The sequence below is a fragment of the Psychrobacter sp. CX5 genome, from assembly GCF_057621535.2.
In genome coordinates, this window is sequence record NZ_CM177735.1 from 1503304 (window position 1) to 1525145 (window position 21842).

Annotated in this window: 21 protein-coding genes; 9 read left to right on the forward strand and 12 right to left on the reverse strand. The window is 41.6% G+C overall.

Annotated features, from left to right (window positions below):
* Nucleotides 1-58: 58 nt before the first annotated feature.
* The 4 genes from glyS (at nucleotide 59) to epmA (ending at nucleotide 6086) form a co-directional block, all read left to right on the forward strand.
* Nucleotides 59-2179: a glycine--tRNA ligase subunit beta gene (glyS, locus tag AC21OG_RS05880; protein ID WP_487376410.1), complete on the forward strand. Its 2121-nt coding sequence runs from the start codon at nucleotides 59-61 to the stop codon at nucleotides 2177-2179.
* Nucleotides 2180-2580: 401 nt separating this feature from the next.
* A complete protein-coding gene (locus AC21OG_RS05885) occupies nucleotides 2581-3876 on the forward strand; it encodes an AI-2E family transporter (protein ID WP_487376412.1) in 1296 nt (431 codons plus the stop codon).
* Between the two features lie 107 nt (nucleotides 3877-3983).
* The gene (locus AC21OG_RS05890; protein WP_487376413.1) at nucleotides 3984-5102 is read left to right on the forward strand and encodes a 4-phosphoerythronate dehydrogenase; all 1119 of its coding nucleotides are present in this window, start codon (nucleotides 3984-3986) and stop codon (nucleotides 5100-5102) included.
* Between the two features lie 9 nt (nucleotides 5103-5111).
* Entirely contained in the window at nucleotides 5112-6086 is a 975-nt protein-coding gene (gene epmA / locus AC21OG_RS05895) for an EF-P lysine aminoacylase EpmA (RefSeq protein ID WP_487376414.1), read from the forward strand.
* Nucleotides 6087-6269: 183 nt separating this feature from the next.
* Here epmA and AC21OG_RS05900 read toward each other — a convergent pair whose 3' ends face one another.
* The 7 genes from AC21OG_RS05900 to AC21OG_RS05930 form a co-directional block, all read right to left on the reverse strand.
* Nucleotides 6270-6470 carry an anti-sigma factor family protein gene (locus AC21OG_RS05900; protein WP_486545743.1) on the reverse strand — a complete coding sequence of 67 codons (201 nt, stop codon included), beginning with the start codon at nucleotides 6468-6470 and terminating at the stop codon, nucleotides 6270-6272.
* 161 nt (nucleotides 6471-6631) lie between these two features.
* Nucleotides 6632-7258 carry a sigma-70 family RNA polymerase sigma factor gene (locus AC21OG_RS05905; RefSeq protein ID WP_487376415.1) on the reverse strand — a complete coding sequence of 209 codons (627 nt, stop codon included), beginning with the start codon at nucleotides 7256-7258 and terminating at the stop codon, nucleotides 6632-6634.
* Between the two features lie 114 nt (nucleotides 7259-7372).
* The gene (locus AC21OG_RS05910; RefSeq protein ID WP_487376416.1) at nucleotides 7373-8044 is read right to left on the reverse strand and encodes an HvfX family Cu-binding RiPP maturation protein; all 672 of its coding nucleotides are present in this window, start codon (nucleotides 8042-8044) and stop codon (nucleotides 7373-7375) included.
* Nucleotides 8045-8104: 60 nt separating this feature from the next.
* Complete coding sequence (locus AC21OG_RS05915) at nucleotides 8105-9061, reverse strand: HvfC family RiPP maturation protein (protein ID WP_487376417.1); 957 nt, start codon at nucleotides 9059-9061, stop codon at nucleotides 8105-8107.
* The gene (locus AC21OG_RS05920) at nucleotides 9048-10109 is read right to left on the reverse strand and encodes an HvfB family MNIO-type RiPP peptide maturase (protein WP_487376418.1); all 1062 of its coding nucleotides are present in this window, start codon (nucleotides 10107-10109) and stop codon (nucleotides 9048-9050) included. Before AC21OG_RS05920 ends, AC21OG_RS05915 begins: the two co-directional genes overlap by 14 nt.
* Before the next feature lie 76 nt (nucleotides 10110-10185).
* Nucleotides 10186-10476: an HvfA family oxazolone/thioamide-modified RiPP metallophore gene (locus AC21OG_RS05925; RefSeq protein ID WP_487376419.1), complete on the reverse strand. Its 291-nt coding sequence runs from the start codon at nucleotides 10474-10476 to the stop codon at nucleotides 10186-10188.
* Nucleotides 10477-10588: 112 nt separating this feature from the next.
* Nucleotides 10589-10816, reverse strand: a complete 228-nt coding sequence (locus tag AC21OG_RS05930) for an HvfA family oxazolone/thioamide-modified RiPP metallophore (RefSeq protein WP_486541975.1) — start codon at nucleotides 10814-10816, stop codon at nucleotides 10589-10591.
* Between the two features lie 418 nt (nucleotides 10817-11234).
* On the opposite strand from AC21OG_RS05930, the gene AC21OG_RS05935 reads away from it, so the two are divergent.
* On the forward strand, nucleotides 11235-11684 hold the full coding sequence (locus AC21OG_RS05935; RefSeq protein ID WP_487376420.1) for a GNAT family N-acetyltransferase: 450 nt from the start codon (nucleotides 11235-11237) through the stop codon (nucleotides 11682-11684).
* Nucleotides 11685-11808: 124 nt separating this feature from the next.
* On the opposite strand, the gene AC21OG_RS05940 is transcribed toward AC21OG_RS05935, so the two are convergent.
* From AC21OG_RS05940 to AC21OG_RS05960, 5 genes are all read right to left on the reverse strand, one after another.
* Nucleotides 11809-13452, reverse strand: coding sequence for an RNA-binding domain-containing protein (locus tag AC21OG_RS05940; RefSeq protein WP_487376421.1), 1644 nt, complete (start codon nucleotides 13450-13452; stop codon nucleotides 11809-11811).
* 43 nt (nucleotides 13453-13495) lie between these two features.
* A complete protein-coding gene (locus AC21OG_RS05945; RefSeq protein WP_487376422.1) occupies nucleotides 13496-13945 on the reverse strand; it encodes a YaiI/YqxD family protein in 450 nt (149 codons plus the stop codon).
* Nucleotides 13945-15222, reverse strand: coding sequence for a 5-(carboxyamino)imidazole ribonucleotide synthase (locus AC21OG_RS05950; protein ID WP_487376423.1), 1278 nt, complete (start codon nucleotides 15220-15222; stop codon nucleotides 13945-13947). The genes AC21OG_RS05945 and AC21OG_RS05950 overlap by 1 nt, the downstream gene beginning before the upstream one ends.
* 339 nt (nucleotides 15223-15561) lie before the next feature.
* A complete protein-coding gene (gene purE, locus AC21OG_RS05955) occupies nucleotides 15562-16122 on the reverse strand; it encodes a 5-(carboxyamino)imidazole ribonucleotide mutase (RefSeq protein ID WP_487376424.1) in 561 nt (186 codons plus the stop codon).
* A 174-nt stretch (nucleotides 16123-16296) separates the two neighbouring features.
* Nucleotides 16297-17295 carry a metallophosphoesterase gene (locus tag AC21OG_RS05960; protein WP_487376425.1) on the reverse strand — a complete coding sequence of 333 codons (999 nt, stop codon included), beginning with the start codon at nucleotides 17293-17295 and terminating at the stop codon, nucleotides 16297-16299.
* A gap of 120 nt (nucleotides 17296-17415) precedes the next feature.
* On the opposite strand from AC21OG_RS05960, the gene AC21OG_RS05965 reads away from it, so the two are divergent.
* The 4 genes from AC21OG_RS05965 to AC21OG_RS05980 all read left to right on the forward strand — a co-directional run bounded on the left by AC21OG_RS05965 (nucleotide 17416) and on the right by AC21OG_RS05980 (nucleotide 21676).
* Nucleotides 17416-18657 (forward strand): MBL fold metallo-hydrolase, encoded by a 1242-nt coding sequence (locus AC21OG_RS05965; protein WP_487376426.1) that lies wholly within the window; start codon nucleotides 17416-17418, stop codon nucleotides 18655-18657.
* Nucleotides 18658-18841: 184 nt separating this feature from the next.
* The gene (locus AC21OG_RS05970; protein WP_487376427.1) at nucleotides 18842-19399 is read left to right on the forward strand and encodes a DUF421 domain-containing protein; all 558 of its coding nucleotides are present in this window, start codon (nucleotides 18842-18844) and stop codon (nucleotides 19397-19399) included.
* A 181-nt stretch (nucleotides 19400-19580) separates the two neighbouring features.
* Entirely contained in the window at nucleotides 19581-20909 is a 1329-nt protein-coding gene (locus AC21OG_RS05975) for an FUSC family protein (protein ID WP_487376428.1), read from the forward strand.
* Nucleotides 20910-20962: 53 nt separating this feature from the next.
* Complete coding sequence (locus AC21OG_RS05980) at nucleotides 20963-21676, forward strand: hypothetical protein (protein ID WP_487376429.1); 714 nt, start codon at nucleotides 20963-20965, stop codon at nucleotides 21674-21676.
* Nucleotides 21677-21842 lie beyond the last annotated feature (166 nt).

Sequence of the window (21842 nt, forward strand, 5' to 3'; positions counted from 1 at the left end):
CGTCCCGTATTACCGCCTAAATCCTTAAAATTTTTAATACTGATAACTAGAGAATCTCATGAGCACAATTTTATTTGAACTTGGCACAGAAGAGTTGCCACCAAAGAGCCTAAAACCGTTACGTGATTCGCTGAAATCAAGCGTTGAGAGCCAACTAAAAGAAGCTAATATCAGTTATGACCATCTTAAAGCCTTTGCTGCCCCGCGCCGCTTAGCTATTCAAATTGAAGGTATCGCCGATAAGCAGCCTGATCGCACTGAGCAAAAACGTGGCCCTGCGGTTAAAGCGGCATTTGATGCTGATGGCAATCCCACGCGTGCTGCTCAAGGTTTCGCTAAAGGCTTAGGGATAGACGTTAGTGAGCTTGAGACAATTAAGACCGATAAAGGGGATTATATTGGTTATGAGTTAACCGTTCAGGGTCAGGCGACAACTGAGCTGTTACCGACTATTTTTCAGTCGTCATTAGATAACTTGCCGATCGCCAAACGTATGCGCTCGGGTGCCAGTCGTGAAGAGTTTGTGCGTCCTGTCAAATGGTTGGTTTTTATGAAGGATGACAAGGTTATCCCCGCAACGATTCAAGGGCTAACCACCGGTGTGAAGACGGATAAAGGTATTGAGACCGGTAATATAACTTTAGGTCATCGATTTCATGCTGGCGATGCACTCATTCCCCATGCCAAAGAGTATGAGCGAGTGCTTGAGAAGGTAAAAGTCATCGCAGATTTTGATCGCCGTCAGCAGCTAATCGTAGATCAAGTACAAACCCTAGCAGATGATGTCGATTCTACGGCGATTGTCCCGCAAGATCTGCTCGATGAAGTCACGGCATTGGTCGACTTACCCGTTGCTTTACGTGCCAGCTTTGAAGAGCGCTTTTTACAAGTACCACAGGAGGCGCTTATTAGTACCATGCAGGCCGACCAAAAATACTTTTGCCTGACGGATAGCAAGGGTAAATTAAGACCGTATTTTATCTTTATTAGTAATATCGAATCGAAAGACCCAAGCCAAGTTATTAGCGGCAATGAGAAGGTCGTGCGTCCGCGTTTGGCAGATGCTGAATTCTTCTTCTTACAAGACCAAAAATTGCCCTTAATTAACATGGCCGACAGTCTAAAAAACCGTGTTTTCCAAGACAAACTAGGTACGATTTGGGAGAAATCGGAGCGCATTGCTAAGTTAGCCGCTTTTATTGCAGCGACCTTAAAAGATCAAAAGATTGACGGTTTTACAGATATTGATGTTGAGCAAGCCACCCGTGCCGCCATGCTGTCTAAAGCAGACTTAACCAGTACTTTAGTAGGCGAGTTTCCTGAGTTACAAGGCATTGCAGGTACGTATTATGCACGATTGAATGGTGAGCCTGAAGCCATTGCTGCCGCTATTGAAGAGCAGTATCTACCTAAGTTTAGTGGCGATGTATTACCGCAAACGCCAATAGGTATCTGTTTGGCATTAGCAGATCGTATTGACACCTTGGTGGGTATCTTTGGTATTGATCAAGCGCCGACCGGCTCAAAAGATCCATTTAGCTTACGCCGTTCTGCCATTGGGGTACTGCGACTATTAATCGAAAAACAGTTACCCATCAATGTCGTGAGTCTGATTGAACAGGCGATCTTAAACTATCAAGATAAACTGCCTCATGCGGGCAAGACTCTGACCGACGTTATTGACTTTATCAACTCACGCTACCGTGCAATGTATACCGAGCAGGGTGTTAGTGTTGATACGATACAAGCAGTATTAGCGATTAATCCGCACATGCCACTTGATTTTGATCAGCGGTTGCATGCGGTAAATGAATTCCGCAAGTTGCCTCAAGCGGCGACATTGGCTGAAATAAATAAACGGGTAGCGAATATCTTAGCCAAATCAGAAGGTGAGATCAGTGAGGTGGTTGATCAAAGCTTGCTGACCGAAACGGCAGAAAAAGAGCTATATCAAGTGGTGAATGACGCCGAAAGCACCGTCGCACCGCTACAAGCCGTCGCAAACTATAATGATATTTTGCAAGCATTAATTAAGCTTGAAACGCCGTTAACCAACTTCTTTGATAATGTGATGGTGAATAGCGATGACGCGTCATTAAAAGCCAATCGATTAGCGCTACTAAAACGAGTACGTGAGCTATTCTTAACAGTCGCTGATGTGGGTGAGCTGCAAATTTAATGGATTGACGATAAATATCATTTAGGCTTGATAGAATATCTCAAAGAAGAGGGGTGTAACGAAAATGTTATGCCCTTTTTTAATGGGTGTGCTTTGAATTAATAGGTTTGCTTTTAATATAAAGTGAGAATTTAGATGACTCGAGTCGCGCACTTTCTAATCGCATTTTCTAATGGCACCTTCAAATAAGGGATAGAGGTCATAGAAAAGGCAAGCCGTTCAGCAGTAATATTGTAAGTAAAAATTACAAGTTACCATTACATATTTTTTATTTCTTATCGCATAATATAATCATTATAATTTTAGAGACCATTATACGTGAAATAAATATGAGTAATGGGCTTACATTATTAATGGGATTGTTCGATTTAAATGGTTGTATTTATTAGGTATAGGCTGACATGATTGAGAATTGGACACGGGAGCTGGTGACACAGCGGGTGTTAACGGCGACGTTACTGGTTATTTTATTTATTCTCAGTTTTAAAGTGGTACAGTTTTTTATTGTACCTGCTTTGTGGGCTGCCATTTTGGCCTATGTGACGTTTCCGGTTTATAACTTCTTTCATCAAAAGGTGATGTTAAGTCCTAATGTCAGTGCGGCCATCATGACCATCTGCATCTCCTTGATCTTGGGCGTTCCCATTGTCATTGGACTATTTATATTACAACAAGAAGCATTAAGCCTTTATAGTAATCTGTTATACCGTATTAAAGTAGGTTATGTTGATTTGCCAGATGAGATTAAGAACCTTCCTGTTATTGGTCAGCAAATAAAAGATTTATTATGGGAAATTAATAAAGATCCTGAAGCCTCTCTCAATGCCTTTAGAGCTTGGCTACAATCACACTTATATTATGGAAAGGTAGCGCTCGATGTTGCTTTTAGTAGTCTTGCAAAACTAGGTATGGCTTTAATGACGTTGTTCTTCTTTTACCGTGACGGTATTAGTTTAGTGAAGCAAATTCGTCAGGCATTACGTAATATTATTGGCAATCGTATCGATGGTTATATCGATTCTGTCGGCTCAACCACTCAAGCCGTCGTCTATGGCATTGGTCTGACAGCGTTGGCACAGGCCATACTGGCGGGGATAGGCTACTACTTTGCTGGGGCACCAAGCCCAATTTTGTTAACATTAATGACCTTTGTCATTGCACTAATCCCGTTTGGGACACCGTTTGCTTGGATGGGGGTTGCCATTTGGTTAGTGACCCAAGGTCAGACGCCAGAAGCCATTGGTTTGACATTATGGGGCGTCTTGGTGATCAGTTGGGTGGATAACCTTATACGTCCTATCGTCATATCGGGTGCGACTAAAATTCCATTTATTATTATCTTTATCGGTGTATTAGGTGGATTGACCGCCTTTGGATTTGTGGGTCTATTTATCGGCCCAGTGGTATTGGCCATTGCGCTTGCAGTGTGGCGTGAATGGATCAACCAACATCGCAACATCATATTTGCGCCTTGCTATACTCAATTAGATGAACATCAATGGAAGCCTGCCGATAGGCCGATGTCTTTTGAGATAACGCCAGATGTGGTTACCTTTAGTAAATATCCTTTCGCTGAATTAGCATTAGATACTATGGCTAAGAAAGACGCTAGTAATCATCAAGATGCCAAAAAACCTAAATTAGATCCTCATGATACTGACTCTGATAATACTGATCATCATAAGCCCAGTCATTAATGTCGTCGTTCGAAGCATGTAAAATCATAAGAAACCAAACAATAAAGCCGACGTATCAATCCCAACCTGAACCCAAACCTGAACTCGGATAAGGAATCCATTTTGTTATGCTGACACTTCTCGCTGATAGTAACATTGCCCACCTGCATGACTATTTTAATTCAGAGGTTTTAAACCATCCGGTAAAAGTGATTGCAATGGCAGGGCGAGATATCAATGTGGAGGCATTAGCAAAGTATCAACCTGATGCCTTACTGATTCGTTCAGTGACTCAGATAGATGCCCAGTTGCTGGATAAAAATAGCAGTGTTAAGTTTGTAGGCTCGGCGACTATTGGTACGGATCATGTCAATGAAGGTTATCTCAGCCTGCGAGGTATCCGCTTTGCCAATGCCGCAGGTTGTAGTAAGCACTCTGTGGCTCAATATGTCATAACCGCTATTGCACAGTTACGCCCCGATTATTTGTTAAATCCCGCGGACAACTCAGTGACATTGGGCATTATAGGGCTAGGCAATATTGGCAGTACGCTTGCTCGTTATGCACTAGATTTAGGCTGGCAGGTTTTAGGCTATGATCCCTTTTTATCTCAATCTACCATTAATAATGCCAGTTTTGAGCAAGTCATCACTCAAAGTAATGCCATAAGCTTGCACGTTCCTTTGACCCTATTAGGGCAAAATGAGCGACCCACCTATCATCTTATTAACAGTGACGTTTTGGCTAAAATGCCCGCTGATACCCTGTTGATTAACACCGCTCGCGGGCCAGTGGTCAATGAGTCGGCTTTGCTTAATGAGTTTGCAAAAAGCGGTAAACGACGTGAGGTAGTATTGGATGTGTTTGAACATGAGCCAAATGTCACCGCTGAGCTACTCAATCAGCTCGCTATCGCCACACCACATATTGCAGGCTATACGCTAGAAGGTAAATTGCGTGGGACGCAGATGATATTTGATAGCTTTGTGCACTCTTATGGGCCAAAAGGTGCTGATATACTGGACATTCAGCCCGTTGATTTAATGGATGAACTGTTGCCAGATAACCCTTCTCACTGGTCAGAGTTAAAGGCTAATCCGAATAAGTCGACTGAGTTTTACGATATCAAAGCAGATGATGCCTTACTTCGTCAAAGTATGGATAAGGAGGCGGGCGCTGTATCAGGTGAAACGTTTGATGCCCTGCGGAAAAACTATGCCCTGCGCCGTGAATGGCTGTTTGGATAAGGTATTTTTATGTCGCAATTACTTGATTTTTATCCTACGATGAGCCTTGAGATGGCTTATAAACGTGCCAAGATGCTAGCTAACATCCGCGAGTTCTTCGCACAAAAAAACGTGTTAGAAGTGCAAACGCCTCTGCTTTCTCAAGCGGGCAATACAGATGTGTTTGTCCCGTCAATTTCTGCCAATGTCACCCTGCAAGATACCCCAAGAACTTATTACCTACATACCTCACCAGAGTTTGCCATGAAACGAATGTTGGCAGCTTGGCAAGTGGCGATTTATCAGATTTGCCCTGTATTTAGAGATAATGAAGTGGGTCATCGTCATAACAGTGAGTTTACGATGCTTGAGTGGTATCGTCCTGGATTTAGTCTAAATGAGTTAGCGTTAGAGTTGGCTGAATTACTTACTGTGGTTTCTGACCGTGTGCAGGTGCTAACCCATTACAGCTATAGCCAAGCATTTATGGATTATGTGGGTGTGAATCCCTTAAGTGCCAATTGCCATGTTTTATCGGCTATTGCAGAGCAAAATGGTCTGTCTGGTATCGATTTGGGAGAGGATCATCAAGGTTGGCTAGATTTGTTGTTTAGCCACCTAGTAGAGACTAACTTGGGTCACGATAGTCCGACTTTGATAACCGATTATCCACCGGCAACTGCGGCTTTGGCTAAAATCGAAACGGATAGTGACAGTAATAAGGTTGCCAAACGCTTTGAGTTATATATCAATGGCATTGAGATAGCCAATGCGTATGATGAATTGGCAGACAGTCAGGCATTAAGGGCGCGATTTGAGCAGGATAATATTGAACGAGCTCAGCGAGGGTTGCCTGTTATGCCAATCGATGAGCATTTATTGGCGGCTTGCGATGCGCTGCCAGCGTGTAGTGGCATTGCGCTAGGCATTGATAGGCTTCTTATGGTGATGACGGGTGCAAAAAGTATTGATGAGGTGATCGGGTTTGGTGTAGATAGGGCTTAGTATGCCAGCCATTCGACAATTTCAAGTAATGCGATAACGTCAAGTAATTCGACAGTTTCACCTAATTCGACAATTTCGATTCGATTAGGTCAAGCAATTTACCCTGTTAAGCCATTAAGTAGCGTTTAAGCCATGAAGTAGCATATATAATGGCCTTCCTTGATAAGTTGATAGTTAGAGGTACTATTCATTTTCAGAGGGACTATGAGTATCTTTGGATTGAAAGTCTTTCATGATTTTACTTAAGGTCTTACTGTTGTCATAAAAAGCGCGACACCCTGGACATAATAATAGATGGGAGTGCAGTTGTACTTTCTCAGGCAGGCGTAATGGGCGCTCCTGTCCATCACTGGCAATTTGGGTAATACGTTTACAGTTTTTCATAGTTTATATGGCCTTAATTTCGATGAATTCTCTACAGCTCTCTAATATTATTTTTAGTTTTTCGAGTTTGAAGCAAGTTTAATAGTAGAATAAAGGGTTTTACAACAGAAATGGTATTCAAGTTAACCCTTATACAAGAGATCTGTTATCCAATAGAGCTGTTATTCGTCAGCATAGTTAAACCATTTTATAGACAAACACGTCTGAAGACCAAGCCGTGCTCGGTGCATTAATACGTAATAATTACTGCTACTTATCTTTAACGACTCGCAGATTTCTCTCGTCTCAAGCTCGATATATTCACGCATTAAAAATGCACGGGCCTGCTCACTAGGCAGATTGGTTAAGCAAGCTTCGAGCACCTGCCAAAATCCCTCAGAATGGACATGGGCTTCAGGGTCACACCAACTGTCATCAAATTGACTTGGTTTGCACTCTGGATACCAAGACCCTGCCTCATCAAATAGGGCATCCAATAAGCTATCTTCATTGCCATCGTTACTCTCTTGGAGGCTCGATATCGTGGAGTATTTACTATTTTTACGAATATTATCAATAATTTTATTTTTTAAAATGGCAAATACCCAGCTTTTAAAAGCCGCATTGCCTCTAAATTGACCACTATATTGCAGCGCTGAGAGTAACGCATCTTGAACCACATCTTCTGCCAAGTGATAATCGTCCAATTGTAGGCGAGCAAACGCAAGCATTTGATGACGAACTGCTTCGACAAACTGCGGGGTAATACTAGAATGCTCCGGGACAGGAAGCTGACTCGCGTCGTTCATTTTAACAGCTCTTATGTGTACCGTTGTCAGACAAGTTATCGAGTACGGTTGTTAAGGTGTAGGGTATAGATTTAAAGCGTTTGGTTTATAATTTTAGGCATAAGTATAAGCTAATTAAGTCTTGTAGTGATACTGGCGCTTAGAGGCAGAAGGGTTTAGCCAGTAATCTAAACTGACATAACGACCCGCGCCATAAAATAAGGTGACCAGTAGCATGACCACATAGGTCGCCGCAAACTCAATGCCGTTGTTTAATATCACAAAATTACCCGTTTCGGTTAGCCAGTCATAATTACCATGAGTTTGCAAAATTTCTCGCGCTTTATCCAAGCGTAACGCCGCCTCATTGGTATTCTCTAAACTGGCCTCACTGCCCCAAAAGCCAAACGTATTCATTAAGCTAGAAAGGCTGGTTTCTGGATTGGTCGGAGTGATGGCATACCAGCCATTGACCCAGTGGACGCTAAACATCGCTACCAGCATGGTAATAATTAAAGAGAATGACACAAAACGGGTGCCTAGCCCTAATAATAACGCAATACCTCCCACTAATTCTGCCAAAATAACCAGTACTGCCATTAGCGTCGGCATTGGCAGTCCTAATCCCCAGTCACTATTGCCAAACCATTGTACGATGTCATCAAAACCTGTGACTTTATTCCAGCCGGCACTGATAAAGATAGGCGCAAGGTATAAGCGTATCGCTAAAGGCGCAATAAAATCTAATGATTCTAACCGAGAAATAACAGCGTGAAAGGGTCTAAGGGTGTTGCTGGCAAAGCTCATAAAATACTCTCAATGCAATGTTGGAAAAACTTTCAAAATATTTGGACGGTAATAGTTTATTTAGGATGTGAATAAAACCTGCTGATCCACTAGCTGATGAATTAAAGGTATGCCAAAGGACACCAAAGTCTGCTCGTCTTCATACCCTAAGTGGTTGGCAAACGCTTGCATTAATTTGGTCAGACCACTGTCTGTTGCCTCAATTGGGCTATAGTTATTGACATTGCTACTGCCATAGCTACTGACAAAGTCAATGAGGGCATAAGTGAGCGCATTGACCGTCATAAACTGAACCTTATCCTGATAATCTCTATAGACCAAATAAAAACTGTCTTCAGGCTTCTCGGGCTGAAACTCTGCGCTAATCAGGTGTACCGGCCACTGATAGTGTAAGTTTTGCACGCTTGGATTAATGCTTAAATAGCTTAAGCCCAAATTGCTTGCATCCAAAGCCGATTCATTGAGTGGTTGCTCAGTGTCAAATGTCGGTGCAATATTCGGTAAAGGGTCAAGAATATAGGTATCGACCATAAGCTCGACCCATTCATAATGTGCTAATTCGGCAAAATACGGCGGAAGCTCTAACCGTTGTAATACATTAGGTTCAGATAAATACTCAACGAATTGCTGATTAATCTCTGTGAAATAAGGACTATGGCAAGGATGCTTAAGGAAAAACTGCTTGCAAATATATAGCCATTTATCATCACTAATCAAACTTTGACAAACAGGAAAGCATTTATCTAAGAAGCCCTTAATATTATTAAATACAAGAGTTTGATATAAATTGCCAATACGACTGGGAATGGATGCTCCGTTTGCGAGAGTCACATTTGTGAGAGTCTCGTTTGTAAGATATGGCGAGGCACTGTCTGAGTTGGACTTTTCGATGTGCCTCTTTTGTTCTCGTAAATATTGACCAAAATTTTGCTGAAACTCTGCCAGAGGTGAGATGCCTGTTAATTCAGAAGCCACCGAGGTATCAGCGCCAGCAGGGATAACTTTAGATAAGGTCATGCTGACCGTCCTTAGTCTGCAGGCCTAGATTAGCCTGATGACTATCATTAATCTGCTGAACAGACAAGGACGGATAGGGTAACGTCGTTTTTTGGGCAGAACTCGTTTGTGACTTATGTGGCTTAATTGACTGAGTCTGTAACTGGCGAATATAAGTCACTTCATCAATCAGCTCATCCATACTTGGAAAATTAAAATCGCGCTCTAAACAAGTCGGTAAAGTGCTGGCAGGACGTCCTGTTTTTTGTTCGATAAGGGCATAAGCGTCAGATAATAACACCCAAACCGGATCAATCACGCTCGCACCATGAGTGTCTACAATCAGCCCATCCTCTTCAGTATGATGCCCCGCCACATGGAGATAACAGGTACGCTCAAGTGGCAGTTGCCGTAAGTACTCGTGCGTATCAAAGCCAAAGTTTTGACTGTTGACATAAATATTATTCACATCCAAATGAAGTAAGCAGTCTGCTTCATTGGCAACGGCACTGATAAATTCCGCATCGCTCATATCACAGCCGATGCCATTCGTTGGGGGACTAAAATAATAAGAGGCATTTTCAAACCCAATTTGCTGACCCAAAATATCTTGTGCCTGCTTAATTCTATCAGCCACCCAGTAAACCGCCTCTTCAGTACAAGGAATAGGGAGCAAGTCATATAAATGACCCGAGGTGTCGCTACACCAAGACAGATGCTCGGTGTATAGCCCGATATCATGGGTCTGCATAAAGGCTTTGATATTTTTTAAAAGTGCGGTATCTAAAGTGGCTGTGCTACCGATTGATAGCGACAAACCATGACAAACAAAGGGATGTTGTTCGGTAAATGCTCTTAACTGCTTGTGGTATTGACCGCCCATTTGACCGTTAGAATTTAACCAGTTCTCTGGTGATATCTCAAAAAAATCGATAGCAGACAGATTAGCTTTACCCATCTCTGCTAAAAGCTCACGACGAAACCCAAGCCCTGCACCGCCTAACTGTTTTATAGGCTGCGCAGTAGTATCTTTAGAGGGAGTAATTGAGCTTGATAGTGGTAACGTCATAACGGTCCTTTATTGATTTTATTACAAGGGTAAAATAGACCTTTAACCCAGTAGCAGTTTGTTCAATTAATCAATGCTATTTATTGCCACCACATTTGGCTTCGCCGCATTTAGCATCCATTTTCTTGTCTGCACCGCACGAACTTTCGGCTTTTTTAGCGGCACCACAATTGCCTTCAGTACTTTTTTCAGCACCACATTTGGCTTCGGCTTTTTTATTAGCGCCACATGACCCTTGATGGGCTTTTTCGCCATTTTTGTAGCCTGAATCCATTGTGTTAGCAGAAAAAGGATTGGTTGATGTACAGCCACCTAAGGTAACTAATGAGCCTAGGGCTAAACTTGCAACGATTGATTTGGTATTCATAATAATATTCCGGTTTTAATAAGATTGATTGGTTTAATTTAACTATTTAGATTATCGACTGTTTTAAAGTACGACTACCCAAAAGGGTAAATTGGTTTTAACAATAGAGGCGCTATTTACTGCCGCCACATTTGCCTTCGCCACATTTGGCATCCGTTTTTTTGGTAGGTTTTTTGACTGTGCCGCATTTGCCTTCGCCGCATTTAGCGTCTGCTGCCTTACTGTCACTTTGGTGAGCGTTTGGCATAGGTTTGGCATTAAAAGGATTCGCTGCATTGGCGCCACTCATAGTCATAAGTGAACCTAATGCTAAACTGGTAATAAATGCTGATTTTTTCATGATGTACTCCATTGATAGGGTTAAATAATTGATAGGTGATAACAGTCTTAAAACTTATGGCCCTCTCAATGATGTCGTACTCAAATCAATGGCAAGTTATTTGTCTGTTATTAATTAGACATCGCACGGGCGACTTTTCTTACACTTATTTTCAATTTTTTTAGTTAATTATTTTCGAATTAATATAAGTATTTGATTTTTAACGTTTTTTATTTTTAAATAAAAACGATTAATTGAATGTTCTCAGAGTGTAGGCGCAGTATTTTTAGGAATGATTAATGGGAAAAGTGAATGGTGAAAGGTGAAAGGTGGGTTACTAAATCAACTTAAAACGTCTAAAGCAACTTAAAATAGAAAAGTCATTTAAAATAGGAAAACGACTTAAAATAGGAAAACGACTTAAAATAGGAAAGCTGAGATGATTGAACCCGCAAAAATAGCAGATGCAAAAGACATTGCGAGTGTGATTAAAGACAGTATTCTATCTTGCGTTGCGGATCATCAAAATGATTCTGTCACAATTGAGCAATGGCTAGCGAATAAAACGCAAAGTAATGTTGAACAATGGATAAGCAACAATTATGCATTGGTTTATAAGCATGATGAGAAGGTTGTTGGTTTTATTTTAGTGTCAAAAAAAGGTGAGGTGTTGCTCAATTATGTGAATCCTGATTGCCAAGGGAAGGGAATAGGCAAACAATTATTGAACAGAACGAAAGCAGACTATATTCAACAAGGCGTAACAGTGCTTAATGCGGAATCAACTTTAACAGCAAAGCCATTTTATTTAGCCAATGGCTTTGAGGTTGTTGATGAGGTGTTGGAAAATGGACGAGTGGTTGCACACCGGATGGTGTTGAGATTGTAGAGTAAGGATAAGCTTAGACGGATTTAGACGGATTTAGACGAACTTAGACGAACTTAGACGAACTTAGACGAACTTAGACGAACTTAGACGAACTTAGTTAGAATCATTCTGTTGTGTACCGTGATTACTTTCTAATTAAATCCCATCTACGGTCACTAACAACCTCCACTTTGCCGTCATGCCTCAAAGATTGAAGAAGGTTTTTAATTTTATGTTTTTTTTGGGAGAGAGATAGAGTATCGGGTAGTTTGTCCATTAACAGCTCTTCTATTTGGTTGCGTCTTGCAGGCTCTGACTGTAAAAAACGTAAAATCATATCCTTACAGAAATCATCATCTATTGCCCTTCTTTTATGATATTCAATTGTAGCGTCTGTGGCTTTAGACAACGTTTCACTTATATAAAGGTTCGGCATTCGACCTTCAATCCACCCTTTACTTCTTAAATATCTAATTTGATCTTTATTTAAATCATCAGCTTGCTGTTTATATATTTTATCCAATAAAAATATATCGTTTAAAGTTAACTCTGGTTGCGAGGCAAGTTTAATTGCATATTCCAAATCTAGCATATGACCAACAATAGTCACTGTTACCGAGCGCTCTTTGAATTTATAGTCTGGAAGGGGGAAGTACTTTTTACGCTGAATAGTAAACATCTTTTTAATACCACTACCCACAGTATCTATCATCCCAAAATTTTTCATGAGTTCGACTAGATAAGGGTTTTGATAGTAACTTTCAGGCGCATCAGCAGAAATAACGCTCTCAATACTTTTAGGTATAAAAATGCCTTTATTTTTAAATAATAAACTATGGTTATCATTTTCTACCACAGTAATTCGTGCACCCACATTATAGTCTTGATGAGCAATACAATTATTTAAAGCTTCACGAATAATGTAAGGATCATACCTATCGACTTCATCTGGAAATAACGTTCCGTGAGGAATATAGCGATATTTCAAATTTCTAATTCTTCGGAAAACTTTATCTACAGCAAGTAGAAAAGGTGGCCTAAAATGTTCATAATCTTGTTCGATATTATCTACGTCTTTTAATATCCATGTAATTGTAGGGTCTAATGGAGATAGATAGTGGCTTGATTCATCCTTACCCACTAAAAGTAGAGCACCATAAGTTATCTGACCTTTAATGGCAAGCTTAGATTTATTCAGAAAAGTTAACGTATCCCAATGCTGTCCGTCTTCACGTAAACTAGGATGTTTTTTAAAGAACTGCTCTTTTGCAACAACTAAGGCCTGCTCATCTAAATCATCGATAGTCGCCTCAGGTTGAATACGTTTAGCCCAATCGGGTTTAGACTGTGAACGAATAAAGTCTATTTCACCCAAACTTAGAGGGTTTAAGCTAGAGCCTTCACGACCATAATAATGACCTTTAAAGGCAATAGGAATTGATATTGGCGCAGGTGGTATCTCAAATAAAATGATGCGCCGATCATGCAGGATAACTTCGTGAATATGTTTAAAGGTATGACGTGAGGAGGTCTGTGAAGCTAATTCTTGATAGAGGCTGTTTAAGTCATTATGTCGTTGACGATATTTTGTTCCTACAATTTGGCGTGTATCGTCAATACCAAATATTAACCAAGCGACTGGCTTGTTTTTGATATTAGCTTCATTCGATAGAGCGCTAAAGTATTTGCCAAGTTTATCAAAATCATACGAGGTTTTGGCTTCTTTGAACTCTACAACTTCATTTTCTGGGTTAAGTAGCAAGCCTTCAAGTTGTTTTTTAATCATCATAATTATTATTCCTGAAAATAAAGGCTTAAACCAAATAACTTTTTTAATGCACCAGCTTATTCAATCCATCGGCAAACATCTTTTTGTCTTTATCAGAATAGGGCTTTTGACCGCCCATTTGCGTCAAGTCCAGTACGCCTGTTGAGCGCATGGTGTCCATAAAGTCTCGCGCGTTCAGCTTTTGTTTGATATTATTTTTATCATAGATAATCCCATGTGGCGTCAGCACCTGACCACCATTATCTAGCACATCATTCGCCAAAGGAATGTCACTGGTAATCACCAAGTCGCCTTTTTCGATATTATCGGCAATATAATCATCAGCCACATCAAAACCTGAGCCCACAACTTTCATGGTAATCAGCGGTGACTTACGTACTTTAATCGGCTGATTGGCCACAAAGATAGCGGGTGTATTGGTACGGATGACGGTTTTAGTAATTAAGTCTTTTACCACCAAAGGGCATGCATCAGCATCAATCCAAATTTTCATTAGATATCCTTAGGTGGTAATGACTCAGTGACTGGTTCTGGGGTAGATTCTTTGAGAGGCTTTGACTCAGTTAAGGCATGGTCGTCCATGCCTACTTTATTAGGCAGGATAGATATTAACCGCTTTAATGCAGGGTTTAAATACACCACATCGTTTGGCATCAAGGTAATATGAGCAATTTTGCGGTCAGGACGTTCTTCTTTATGGTAAGTATGGTAATGAGCGCCATCGATAGCCAGTACGTCTGATACGTCAGGATATTCACCTAATACATTGACCATAATTGATGGGAGCACATTGTCGGTATCCCCCAATGGCAAGCCAACCACGGCACGGATATGATTTTCAAACTGACTGGTGACAGCGCCTTCAATACTCCAATGTCCAGAGTTGTGAACACGGGGGGCGATCTCATTGGCTAAGATAACGTCTTTACCCGCCTCATTTTTAGTGACGAACAGCTCTAACGCCATCGTACCGACGTAATCCAAATGGGTCATCAAGGTTTCAATAGCGGATTTCGCTTCTGGTAATAAGTGACTGGTACCAATCGCAGGGGCTTGTGAGGTGGCTAATATGCCATGGTAGTGATTGTTCTCTATTAAATCATAGGTACGCATCGTGCCATCTTGCGCACGGGTCGCAATGATAGATACTTCACGGCTAAAGTCGATAAACCCTTCTGCTATCAATGGGGCGGGAGTAGGGGTTAAGTCACCTTCACCGCTGACCGCATCTCCTAAAGCATTCCAAGCTTCGTCAATATGTTGTTGAGTCTTCACCACAAATTGACCTTTGCCGTCATAGCCACCACGGCTGGTCTTAAGTACCAAAGGTAACCCTAATTGATCACAGGCTAAATGCAGTTCATTTTTTGAGCCGACACTTAAGAAGGGTACTGTTTTAATACCGAGCTCGTTAAACAAGCTTTTTTCTTTGAGTCGGTCTTGAGCAACCTCAAGTGCTTGTACAGGCGGATACATGCCTTGTTTTGTCCCTTCATCTGACAATTGTTGTAACCATTCAACGGTTTTGGCAGGCGTATTTTCAAACTCAAGGGTAAAGACATCAGCAGCAGCAACAAAGTCAGCAATCTGCTCATTGGTAAAAACCTGACCATATAAAGAGGCAGGGCAGTTAGGGGCATCTTCTAAAAACACACAGCGATAGCCAAGCGGTATAGCGGCTTCAGCAAGCATCATACCGAGTTGGCCACCCCCTAGAATACCAATGGTGCGGATAGTTTGAGTAGCTGGATAGGCGTTGGCTGTGGTCATGATTGGCTCTAAATAGGTTGTTAGTGAAGGTTGGACGGTTTGAAATATAATATAGTCGGCGAACTTCTAAACGGTTACAGTGTTAATCTCGTTAAGCCTATTGCAGTAGTACTTGCACTCGGTTGACTTGTAACCATTTTAGATTTCTTTGACTATAGCGTATCGAACTGAGATTAAGGCAATAAGATAAAAGCAAAAAGGTGCGTATAGCACCCCATTGTTCTAAATATCTAGTCTAATTTTTGAAACTTTAAAGTTTATAAGTCTAGGCGTTTGTTGGTCCAATATCTTGTTATTAGGTGTTGAGTGTTCAACAAACCCAACAAGATTATAGCAAAATTAAGTGTTAATAATACCTGGTATCGGGCTGGCTAAGATCGTCTCTGTCTGTTTGTTACGGAACTCAACCAACTGTTTTGCTAAGTCGTTATCTTGTAACGCTAGTATTTGTATGGCTAATAAAGCAGCATTATACGCACCTGCAGTACCTATGGCTAAGGTACCGACCGCGATACCTTTTGGCATCTGTACGATTGACAACAAGCTGTCCCAGCCACTTAAAGTGGAGGATTTAACGGGCACACCCAATACCGGTAGCTCAGTTTGACTGGCACACATACCAGGTAGGTGAGCCGCACCGCCGGCACCTGCAATAATGACTTGTAGACCTTTATCTTTGGCAGACTTGGCGTAATCAAATAGCTTGTCAGGTGTCCGGTGTGCAGAAACCACCTCACATTCGAACGCCACACCGAAGTCAGACAGCAATTGTGCCGCTAAGCTCATGGTTGCCCAATCTGACTGCGATCCCATGATGATACCGACTTTTGGGGTGCCTTCAGGGGATTGGATAGGCCCTATCGCTGAGTCAGACTGTCTGTTATTGTTGGCAGTAGTCATTGCGTGTGTTTCCTAACAAAAAACATCCATAATACAAAATTTCTGTTCCAATAAAAAGTAATTTTTTAAAAAGTAGCTAAATACAGTCTGTTTAACTACAAACTCTGAGGGATACTTAAGTGGCTATTTTTAAAGTAGCTATTTTTCAAGTGGTTATTCATCAAGTCGCTGTTATCAAAGTGGCTGGTCTTCAATATATTGTACAAAGTTATCAGAAGATAATGGCATAGGGTTTTCGGTATCAAATTGATAAGCGGTTAGGTAACCGTTCCCAGCCGCTGAATAATCGGTGCAAACCACTTGCGGGCTAAGCGGTTCTGGCGTCCCAGTTAGCCAATAGTGACCAATAAATATAGGCTTATCCGTCTTCAGTTCAAAATCTACATGGTCAATAACAGCGTCTTGAGGCACTTGCGCTAAGTCAGAGGTGGAGGCACGAGCAATATCAACGATACGCTGTGACTGTAGGTCTTTTAGCCACCATCTAACCCGCATTCGTTTGCGTACCGTGCCCTCTTTATCCGCAATACGTATGCCTTCAGGTAACGGCACTTCAACCCCTTTTAACACGCGTTCTAAAGCATCATAAGCCTCTGAGTCCTTTTGTCCAGTTTGCTGTAGAGCTTGATGAGTAAGACGGTTGTCATCGGTTAGCAGCGGCTTTAACACATACATTTTGTCTTCATCCCAGCAGGCATGTACAAAGCAGGCGTGTTCAGTCTCAATCCATAGAGGGAGCTCATAAAAACGGGAAAGCCAATACGCATGAGCTTCCGAACCAAACGGGATTTCATCTAAAAATGCTTGATGTTGACGGGTATGGGCTGTGTTATGGCTACGCAAATAAGTTTTATTGTCAATGTTTGGGTGGTCTGACTGAGTATCGCCTAACTCATTAACAGTGGCATAGGCAAGTGCGTTATACTCATGATTGCCCATAATAGCCTCTGCTACATTGGCATCTAACATCGCAAACACAATTTGCAAGGTTTCTAGCTCTTCAGGACCTCGATCGATTAGGTCACCTATGAATATCGCCCGATGTCCTTCAGGGGGATGATAATAGTCTATAGCTAATGAGGGGTGATGGGTGAGGGTATACCCTAAAAGATCGAGTAGACCTTTCAGCTTATGGGCATGTCCGTGGATATCTCCGATAATGTCGTAAATCATATATTTATCTCAATGTGTTTACTTAGACTAATTGCTTATTTCTTATTTAATGCGTAAATGACGGTTTCAGATACCTTAGTATAACGCACTACACACACTCTACGGTTGGATTTTCCTGTTATGCATATCTTCTTATTGGTCATTAAGTGGTTGCTGATTATCATCATCATCCTAGTTATTTTAACGGTTTTATTTTTAAAGTATGCGCCAACGTTTGGGGGTAAGCCTGATTCTGATAGCCAGTCTCGCATTCAGTCGTCACCAAACTTTAAGGGAAAGACGTTCGTTAATTTAACCCAAACTCACGCTAGTACGATTGATTTCTCCGGCGTCCTTAAAGGCGATTCTGCTCAAAATGGTAATATGCTGTGGGCTTTTTTATTCCCGCCAAAAGGTAAAAACCCCAGTCAACCGATCAAGACAATACCCTTAAATTTAATTGCTAATCCTTCCGATTCAAAAAACAATTCTTTAAACGCCTCAAAGGCTCTAAGTCATGGTATTGCGAATACGACATTAAAAGAAGGTGAGTTTGTTTGGTTAGGTCATTCTACGGTACTGTTTAAAACGGCGGGCAAAACGCTGATTACTGACCCTGTTTTTCATCGAGCATCACCCATTCCTATTGGTGCCAAGCCTTTTGATATGACGCATGTGCCTAGCGTTGACGACTTACCTTATATCGATGCGGTACTTATTTCGCATGATCATTATGATCATTTAGATCATAAAGCCATCAAGCAAGTGAAAGATAAGGTTGGTCAGTTCTATGTACCCTTAGGCGTAAAAGCACATCTGCTGCGTTGGGGTGTGGCGGAATCAAAGGTCAGTGAATATGATTGGTATGACAGTACACAGATAGCGGGAAACGATGGTCAAGCGATTACGATTACATTTGCCCCCAGTCGCCATTTTAGCGGTCGAGGTATTACCGGGCATCGTGAGACATTATGGGGCAGTTGGGCGGTACAGTCGCCTGAATTGTCGGTATATTTTAGTGGTGATGGTGGGTATTCTGCTGAGTTTGCGAAGATTGGTAAGCGCTTTGGGGGGGTTGATATCGCCTTTATTGAGGATGGGGCTTATAACGAGCGCTGGCGAGAGGTGCATATGCTCCCAGAGGAGTCTGCTCAAGCGGGTATTGATGTGCAAGCCAAAGTGATACTACCTATACATTGGGGAAAGTTTGACTTGTCGACCCATCATTGGCGGGAACCTGTGAGACGCATTACTTCAGCTATTGATGCTCACAATAGCACTCTGCCTGAAGAAGAAAAAATTAAGCTTGCCACGCCACTGATTGGACAAGTTTTTGATTTAGACAACTTACCGACCTCGCCATGGTGGGAGCAACAAGAGTAGACAGGGAATAGCTAACAGTGAATAGTGCATATAGTTATCAGGTTAAGAGTATGAAAGCGTGACACAGAACTACAAAATAGCACTATGACTGTTAAAGAGGTCACTAGGTTGATAATGTTACCCTATACCCATAAAGTTTAGAGTTTGTTTAACATTTAGAGTCTGTTCAGAATTGAGGAAAAATATGGATTGGTCAAAGTGGTTATTGATAGATTGGGAAGTTGCTCTAGCGGTGGTACTATCGGCAATTGTGGTCTATTTCGCTATTATTCTTTACTCCAGAGTGATGGGGCTGCGTAGCTTTGCTAAGTTGTCGAGCTATGACTTCGCCATGACAGTCGCTATGGGTAGTATTCTGGCGTCTACTATTTTGTCGAAGTCACCGGCATTGTTAAAAGGGTTATTGGCGATTGCAATTTTGTTCATATTACAAGGGTGTATTTCAGTGGTACGCCGGAAATCAACCGCCTTTAGAAGGCTGGTTGACAATCAACCTATTGTGTTGATGGCGCATGGTGAGTTTAATTGGGACAATATTAAAGAAGCCAAAATGTCGAAAAATGATTTGCAAGAAGTGCTGCGAAAAAATGGCATCAAATCCAAATCTGAAGTATTTGCTATGGTGATGGAGACAACGGGCGATATGAGCGTAATCAAAACTAGCGACACGCCAGCGGATATTGAAATATTTGACGATATTCGTGATTATGAATTAATTGTTCATCATAAAAATTTTAAATAAGTTTGCTAAAGGTTATAGGGCAACGTTAAATCTATACTTTTATACTACCCAAATATACTATCAAAAAGTGGCTTTGATTTTGCAGTATTTGATTTTGCAGTCACTTCTTTTGAAAATTGTGTGTTTAAAACCCTGTGTCTAAAAAATAGCTGTCTAATAATGCTTTTGGAAATAATAGATTGTGGAAAATAAATCTCTAAAACAACGTCTGGCTGCCCCTTTTATCGAGCCTTATGCCCGTTACCAAAACGCAGACTTGCTGCATGCCATACGTATTGGTTTAGCCGTCGTAACGGCGTTAATTATCAACCAAGTGACGGAAATACCGCATGGTGAGTGGACGACCATTACCGTCTTTATCATTTTGGGGCTACTTCAATACCAAGGGGCGATATATACCAAGGCGATTGAACGTATCGCTGGCACTGCTCTCGGTATCGTCATAGGATTGGTGTTATTATTTTTGAACCATAATTTGCTAAGTGAGCAATGGCTATATTATTTGGTGATAGGGGTGGTAAGTGCCATCATTGGCTATTATGCCATTCGTCAACTGGGCTATATCGGTATGCTGACAGGCATCACTATGTGTATGATTATCTCCAGTACCAGTAATGTCGGTGAAGATGGGTTATACCGTGCGTTGAATGTCATTATTGGCACGCTGATATCGGTGGTTGCGACCGTTATTTTGCCGCTTAAATCCACCTTGATGTGGCGTTTTTTGTTAGCAAATAATCTTGAAGCCTGCGCGCAAGTATACGATGGGGTAGGGCTACACGTTCAAGTGCCTAATGATCAGCAGCAGCTACACCCACCATCAATAGAAGCTTTAGCGCCGACTATCAAGGCAGCTTCTATACAAAAAGAAGACTTAGCCGATCATCACTTATCCCCTAGCCGTGAGTCGAGAGTGGATCTTGGTGCCACAACCATTACGTCAATAGGTGAGCTGAGTGATACCACAATAGGTAGTCTGGTGAATGATGATATGGTGCAACGTCTTAAAAAAATTAACCAACGCCTGTTAAAAGTACGAGCCCATATCGCTGCCACCGCTAATGAGACAGGTATCGACAAACAAACCCTTGATCAAATTCAGCGTACGCATCGTAATATTATTGGCACCATCGACTTGTTATTAAGTGCGGCTCCAACTCTCAATCAGCACCCTATTGATGGGGATAATCGTATTTTATTGGAACATTATCATTCTGAGTTAACACAGGCCATGCGCCATATGGCAGCGGTGTTGAGAAGTCCCAGTGATGAGGTGTTTCGCCCTATTACCCGTATAAAAATATCAGATTATCCAAGTATTCACCAATTAGATTTTGAATGGCAGGGTTACTTTTGGCTGACCCAAACCTTGCAGGCACAGTTACATAGTCTTAGCGATTTATTGCAGAAAAATAAAACACGCTGGTATGCAGGTTCTGGTCTTCGCTATCAACGCCAAGAACAGCGCCGTATCAATGCGCAAGGAAGAGAGAGCGACCTAGACATATAATCAAGGTTTTATTTCTACAAGGTGCGAGTTAAAAGATTCAGTGGAGCTATCGTATGACCTATGCTTATTTTGAAGACAAGCAACAGCGGATCAACGAATTTGTGGCGCGCGCGAATGAAATACTTGGTGATGACCCATTGTGTTACCCCAGTGACTTTATTAGCGGTAAAATATTGAATCCTGATATTTTATTTGTGAGCATCAATCCTGGGCATAGTAATCGAGAAGACTGGGGTGATATTGATGCGCGCCGAGCTCAAGCTGTGGTAAAGGATTTTGAAACGCTTCCCTGTAAATATATTGCTGATGTTGCAAGAGGCAGTCGCTATGCCAAGCGTATTGTCGATGTGGTATGTGCAGGCGATATTAAGCGATTAGAGCGCTGTGCTGAGACCAGCTTCGTGTCCTATTTTGCTGCGCCCAAAGAAGCGGTGTTGCAAGCCCAATTATCCGAATTGCCTGAAGATATGCAACTTGAGCATCATGCCCTAACTCGATTGGATATTGAACACATCAATCCTAAGCATATTATTTGTATGGGTTGGCGCTCCTTTGATCGTTTCTTAGAGCAATATGGTGACGGTAGTGAGATAATCGTCAGAAAGCTGCCTTTAATGGGCAAAATGGAAGACTATTATGCTTACACTGAAGTGGCAGGGGTACAGGTGCATGGTCTACGACATTTATGTACCAAACTGACGTTAGAGATGCGAGCCAATTTAGAAGCGATATTTACTGATATTTGGCGTGAACTAGACCTAGATTAACTATAAGTGTTTGCGAGAAAATATGAGGCTTCAGGAAGGAGTATTTACAAGTATTAAAGTAAATATCGTTAATGAATAGGTTGTATTCACCTGTATTCACCAACACGCCCTATACGAATAAACGCCGTTAAAACCTTGATAATGATCGGATAAACCTTATATAAAT

Bases quoted from the DNA above. Each gene is read 5' to 3' on its own strand.
- glyS (WP_487376410.1), top strand. From the start codon at position 59: ATGAGCACAATTTTATTTGAACTTGGCACAGAAGAGTTGCCACCAAAG.
- AC21OG_RS05885 (WP_487376412.1), top strand. From the start codon at position 2,581: ATGATTGAGAATTGGACACGGGAGCTGGTGACACAGCGGGTGTTAACG.
- AC21OG_RS05890 (WP_487376413.1), top strand. From the start codon at position 3,984: ATGCTGACACTTCTCGCTGATAGTAACATTGCCCACCTGCATGACTAT.
- epmA (WP_487376414.1), top strand. From the start codon at position 5,112: ATGTCGCAATTACTTGATTTTTATCCTACGATGAGCCTTGAGATGGCT.
- AC21OG_RS05900 (WP_486545743.1), bottom strand. From the start codon at position 6,470: ATGAAAAACTGTAAACGTATTACCCAAATTGCCAGTGATGGACAGGAG.
- AC21OG_RS05905 (WP_487376415.1), bottom strand. From the start codon at position 7,258: ATGAACGACGCGAGTCAGCTTCCTGTCCCGGAGCATTCTAGTATTACC.
- AC21OG_RS05910 (WP_487376416.1), bottom strand. From the start codon at position 8,044: ATGAGCTTTGCCAGCAACACCCTTAGACCCTTTCACGCTGTTATTTCT.
- AC21OG_RS05915 (WP_487376417.1), bottom strand. From the start codon at position 9,061: ATGACCTTATCTAAAGTTATCCCTGCTGGCGCTGATACCTCGGTGGCT.
- AC21OG_RS05920 (WP_487376418.1), bottom strand. From the start codon at position 10,109: ATGACGTTACCACTATCAAGCTCAATTACTCCCTCTAAAGATACTACT.
- AC21OG_RS05925 (WP_487376419.1), bottom strand. From the start codon at position 10,476: ATGAATACCAAATCAATCGTTGCAAGTTTAGCCCTAGGCTCATTAGTT.
- AC21OG_RS05930 (WP_486541975.1), bottom strand. From the start codon at position 10,816: ATGAAAAAATCAGCATTTATTACCAGTTTAGCATTAGGTTCACTTATG.
- AC21OG_RS05935 (WP_487376420.1), top strand. From the start codon at position 11,235: ATGATTGAACCCGCAAAAATAGCAGATGCAAAAGACATTGCGAGTGTG.
- AC21OG_RS05940 (WP_487376421.1), bottom strand. From the start codon at position 13,452: ATGATGATTAAAAAACAACTTGAAGGCTTGCTACTTAACCCAGAAAAT.
- AC21OG_RS05945 (WP_487376422.1), bottom strand. From the start codon at position 13,945: ATGAAAATTTGGATTGATGCTGATGCATGCCCTTTGGTGGTAAAAGAC.
- AC21OG_RS05950 (WP_487376423.1), bottom strand. From the start codon at position 15,222: ATGACCACAGCCAACGCCTATCCAGCTACTCAAACTATCCGCACCATT.
- purE (WP_487376424.1), bottom strand. From the start codon at position 16,122: ATGACTACTGCCAACAATAACAGACAGTCTGACTCAGCGATAGGGCCT.
- AC21OG_RS05960 (WP_487376425.1), bottom strand. From the start codon at position 17,295: ATGATTTACGACATTATCGGAGATATCCACGGACATGCCCATAAGCTG.
- AC21OG_RS05965 (WP_487376426.1), top strand. From the start codon at position 17,416: ATGCATATCTTCTTATTGGTCATTAAGTGGTTGCTGATTATCATCATC.
- AC21OG_RS05970 (WP_487376427.1), top strand. From the start codon at position 18,842: ATGGATTGGTCAAAGTGGTTATTGATAGATTGGGAAGTTGCTCTAGCG.
- AC21OG_RS05980 (WP_487376429.1), top strand. From the start codon at position 20,963: ATGACCTATGCTTATTTTGAAGACAAGCAACAGCGGATCAACGAATTT.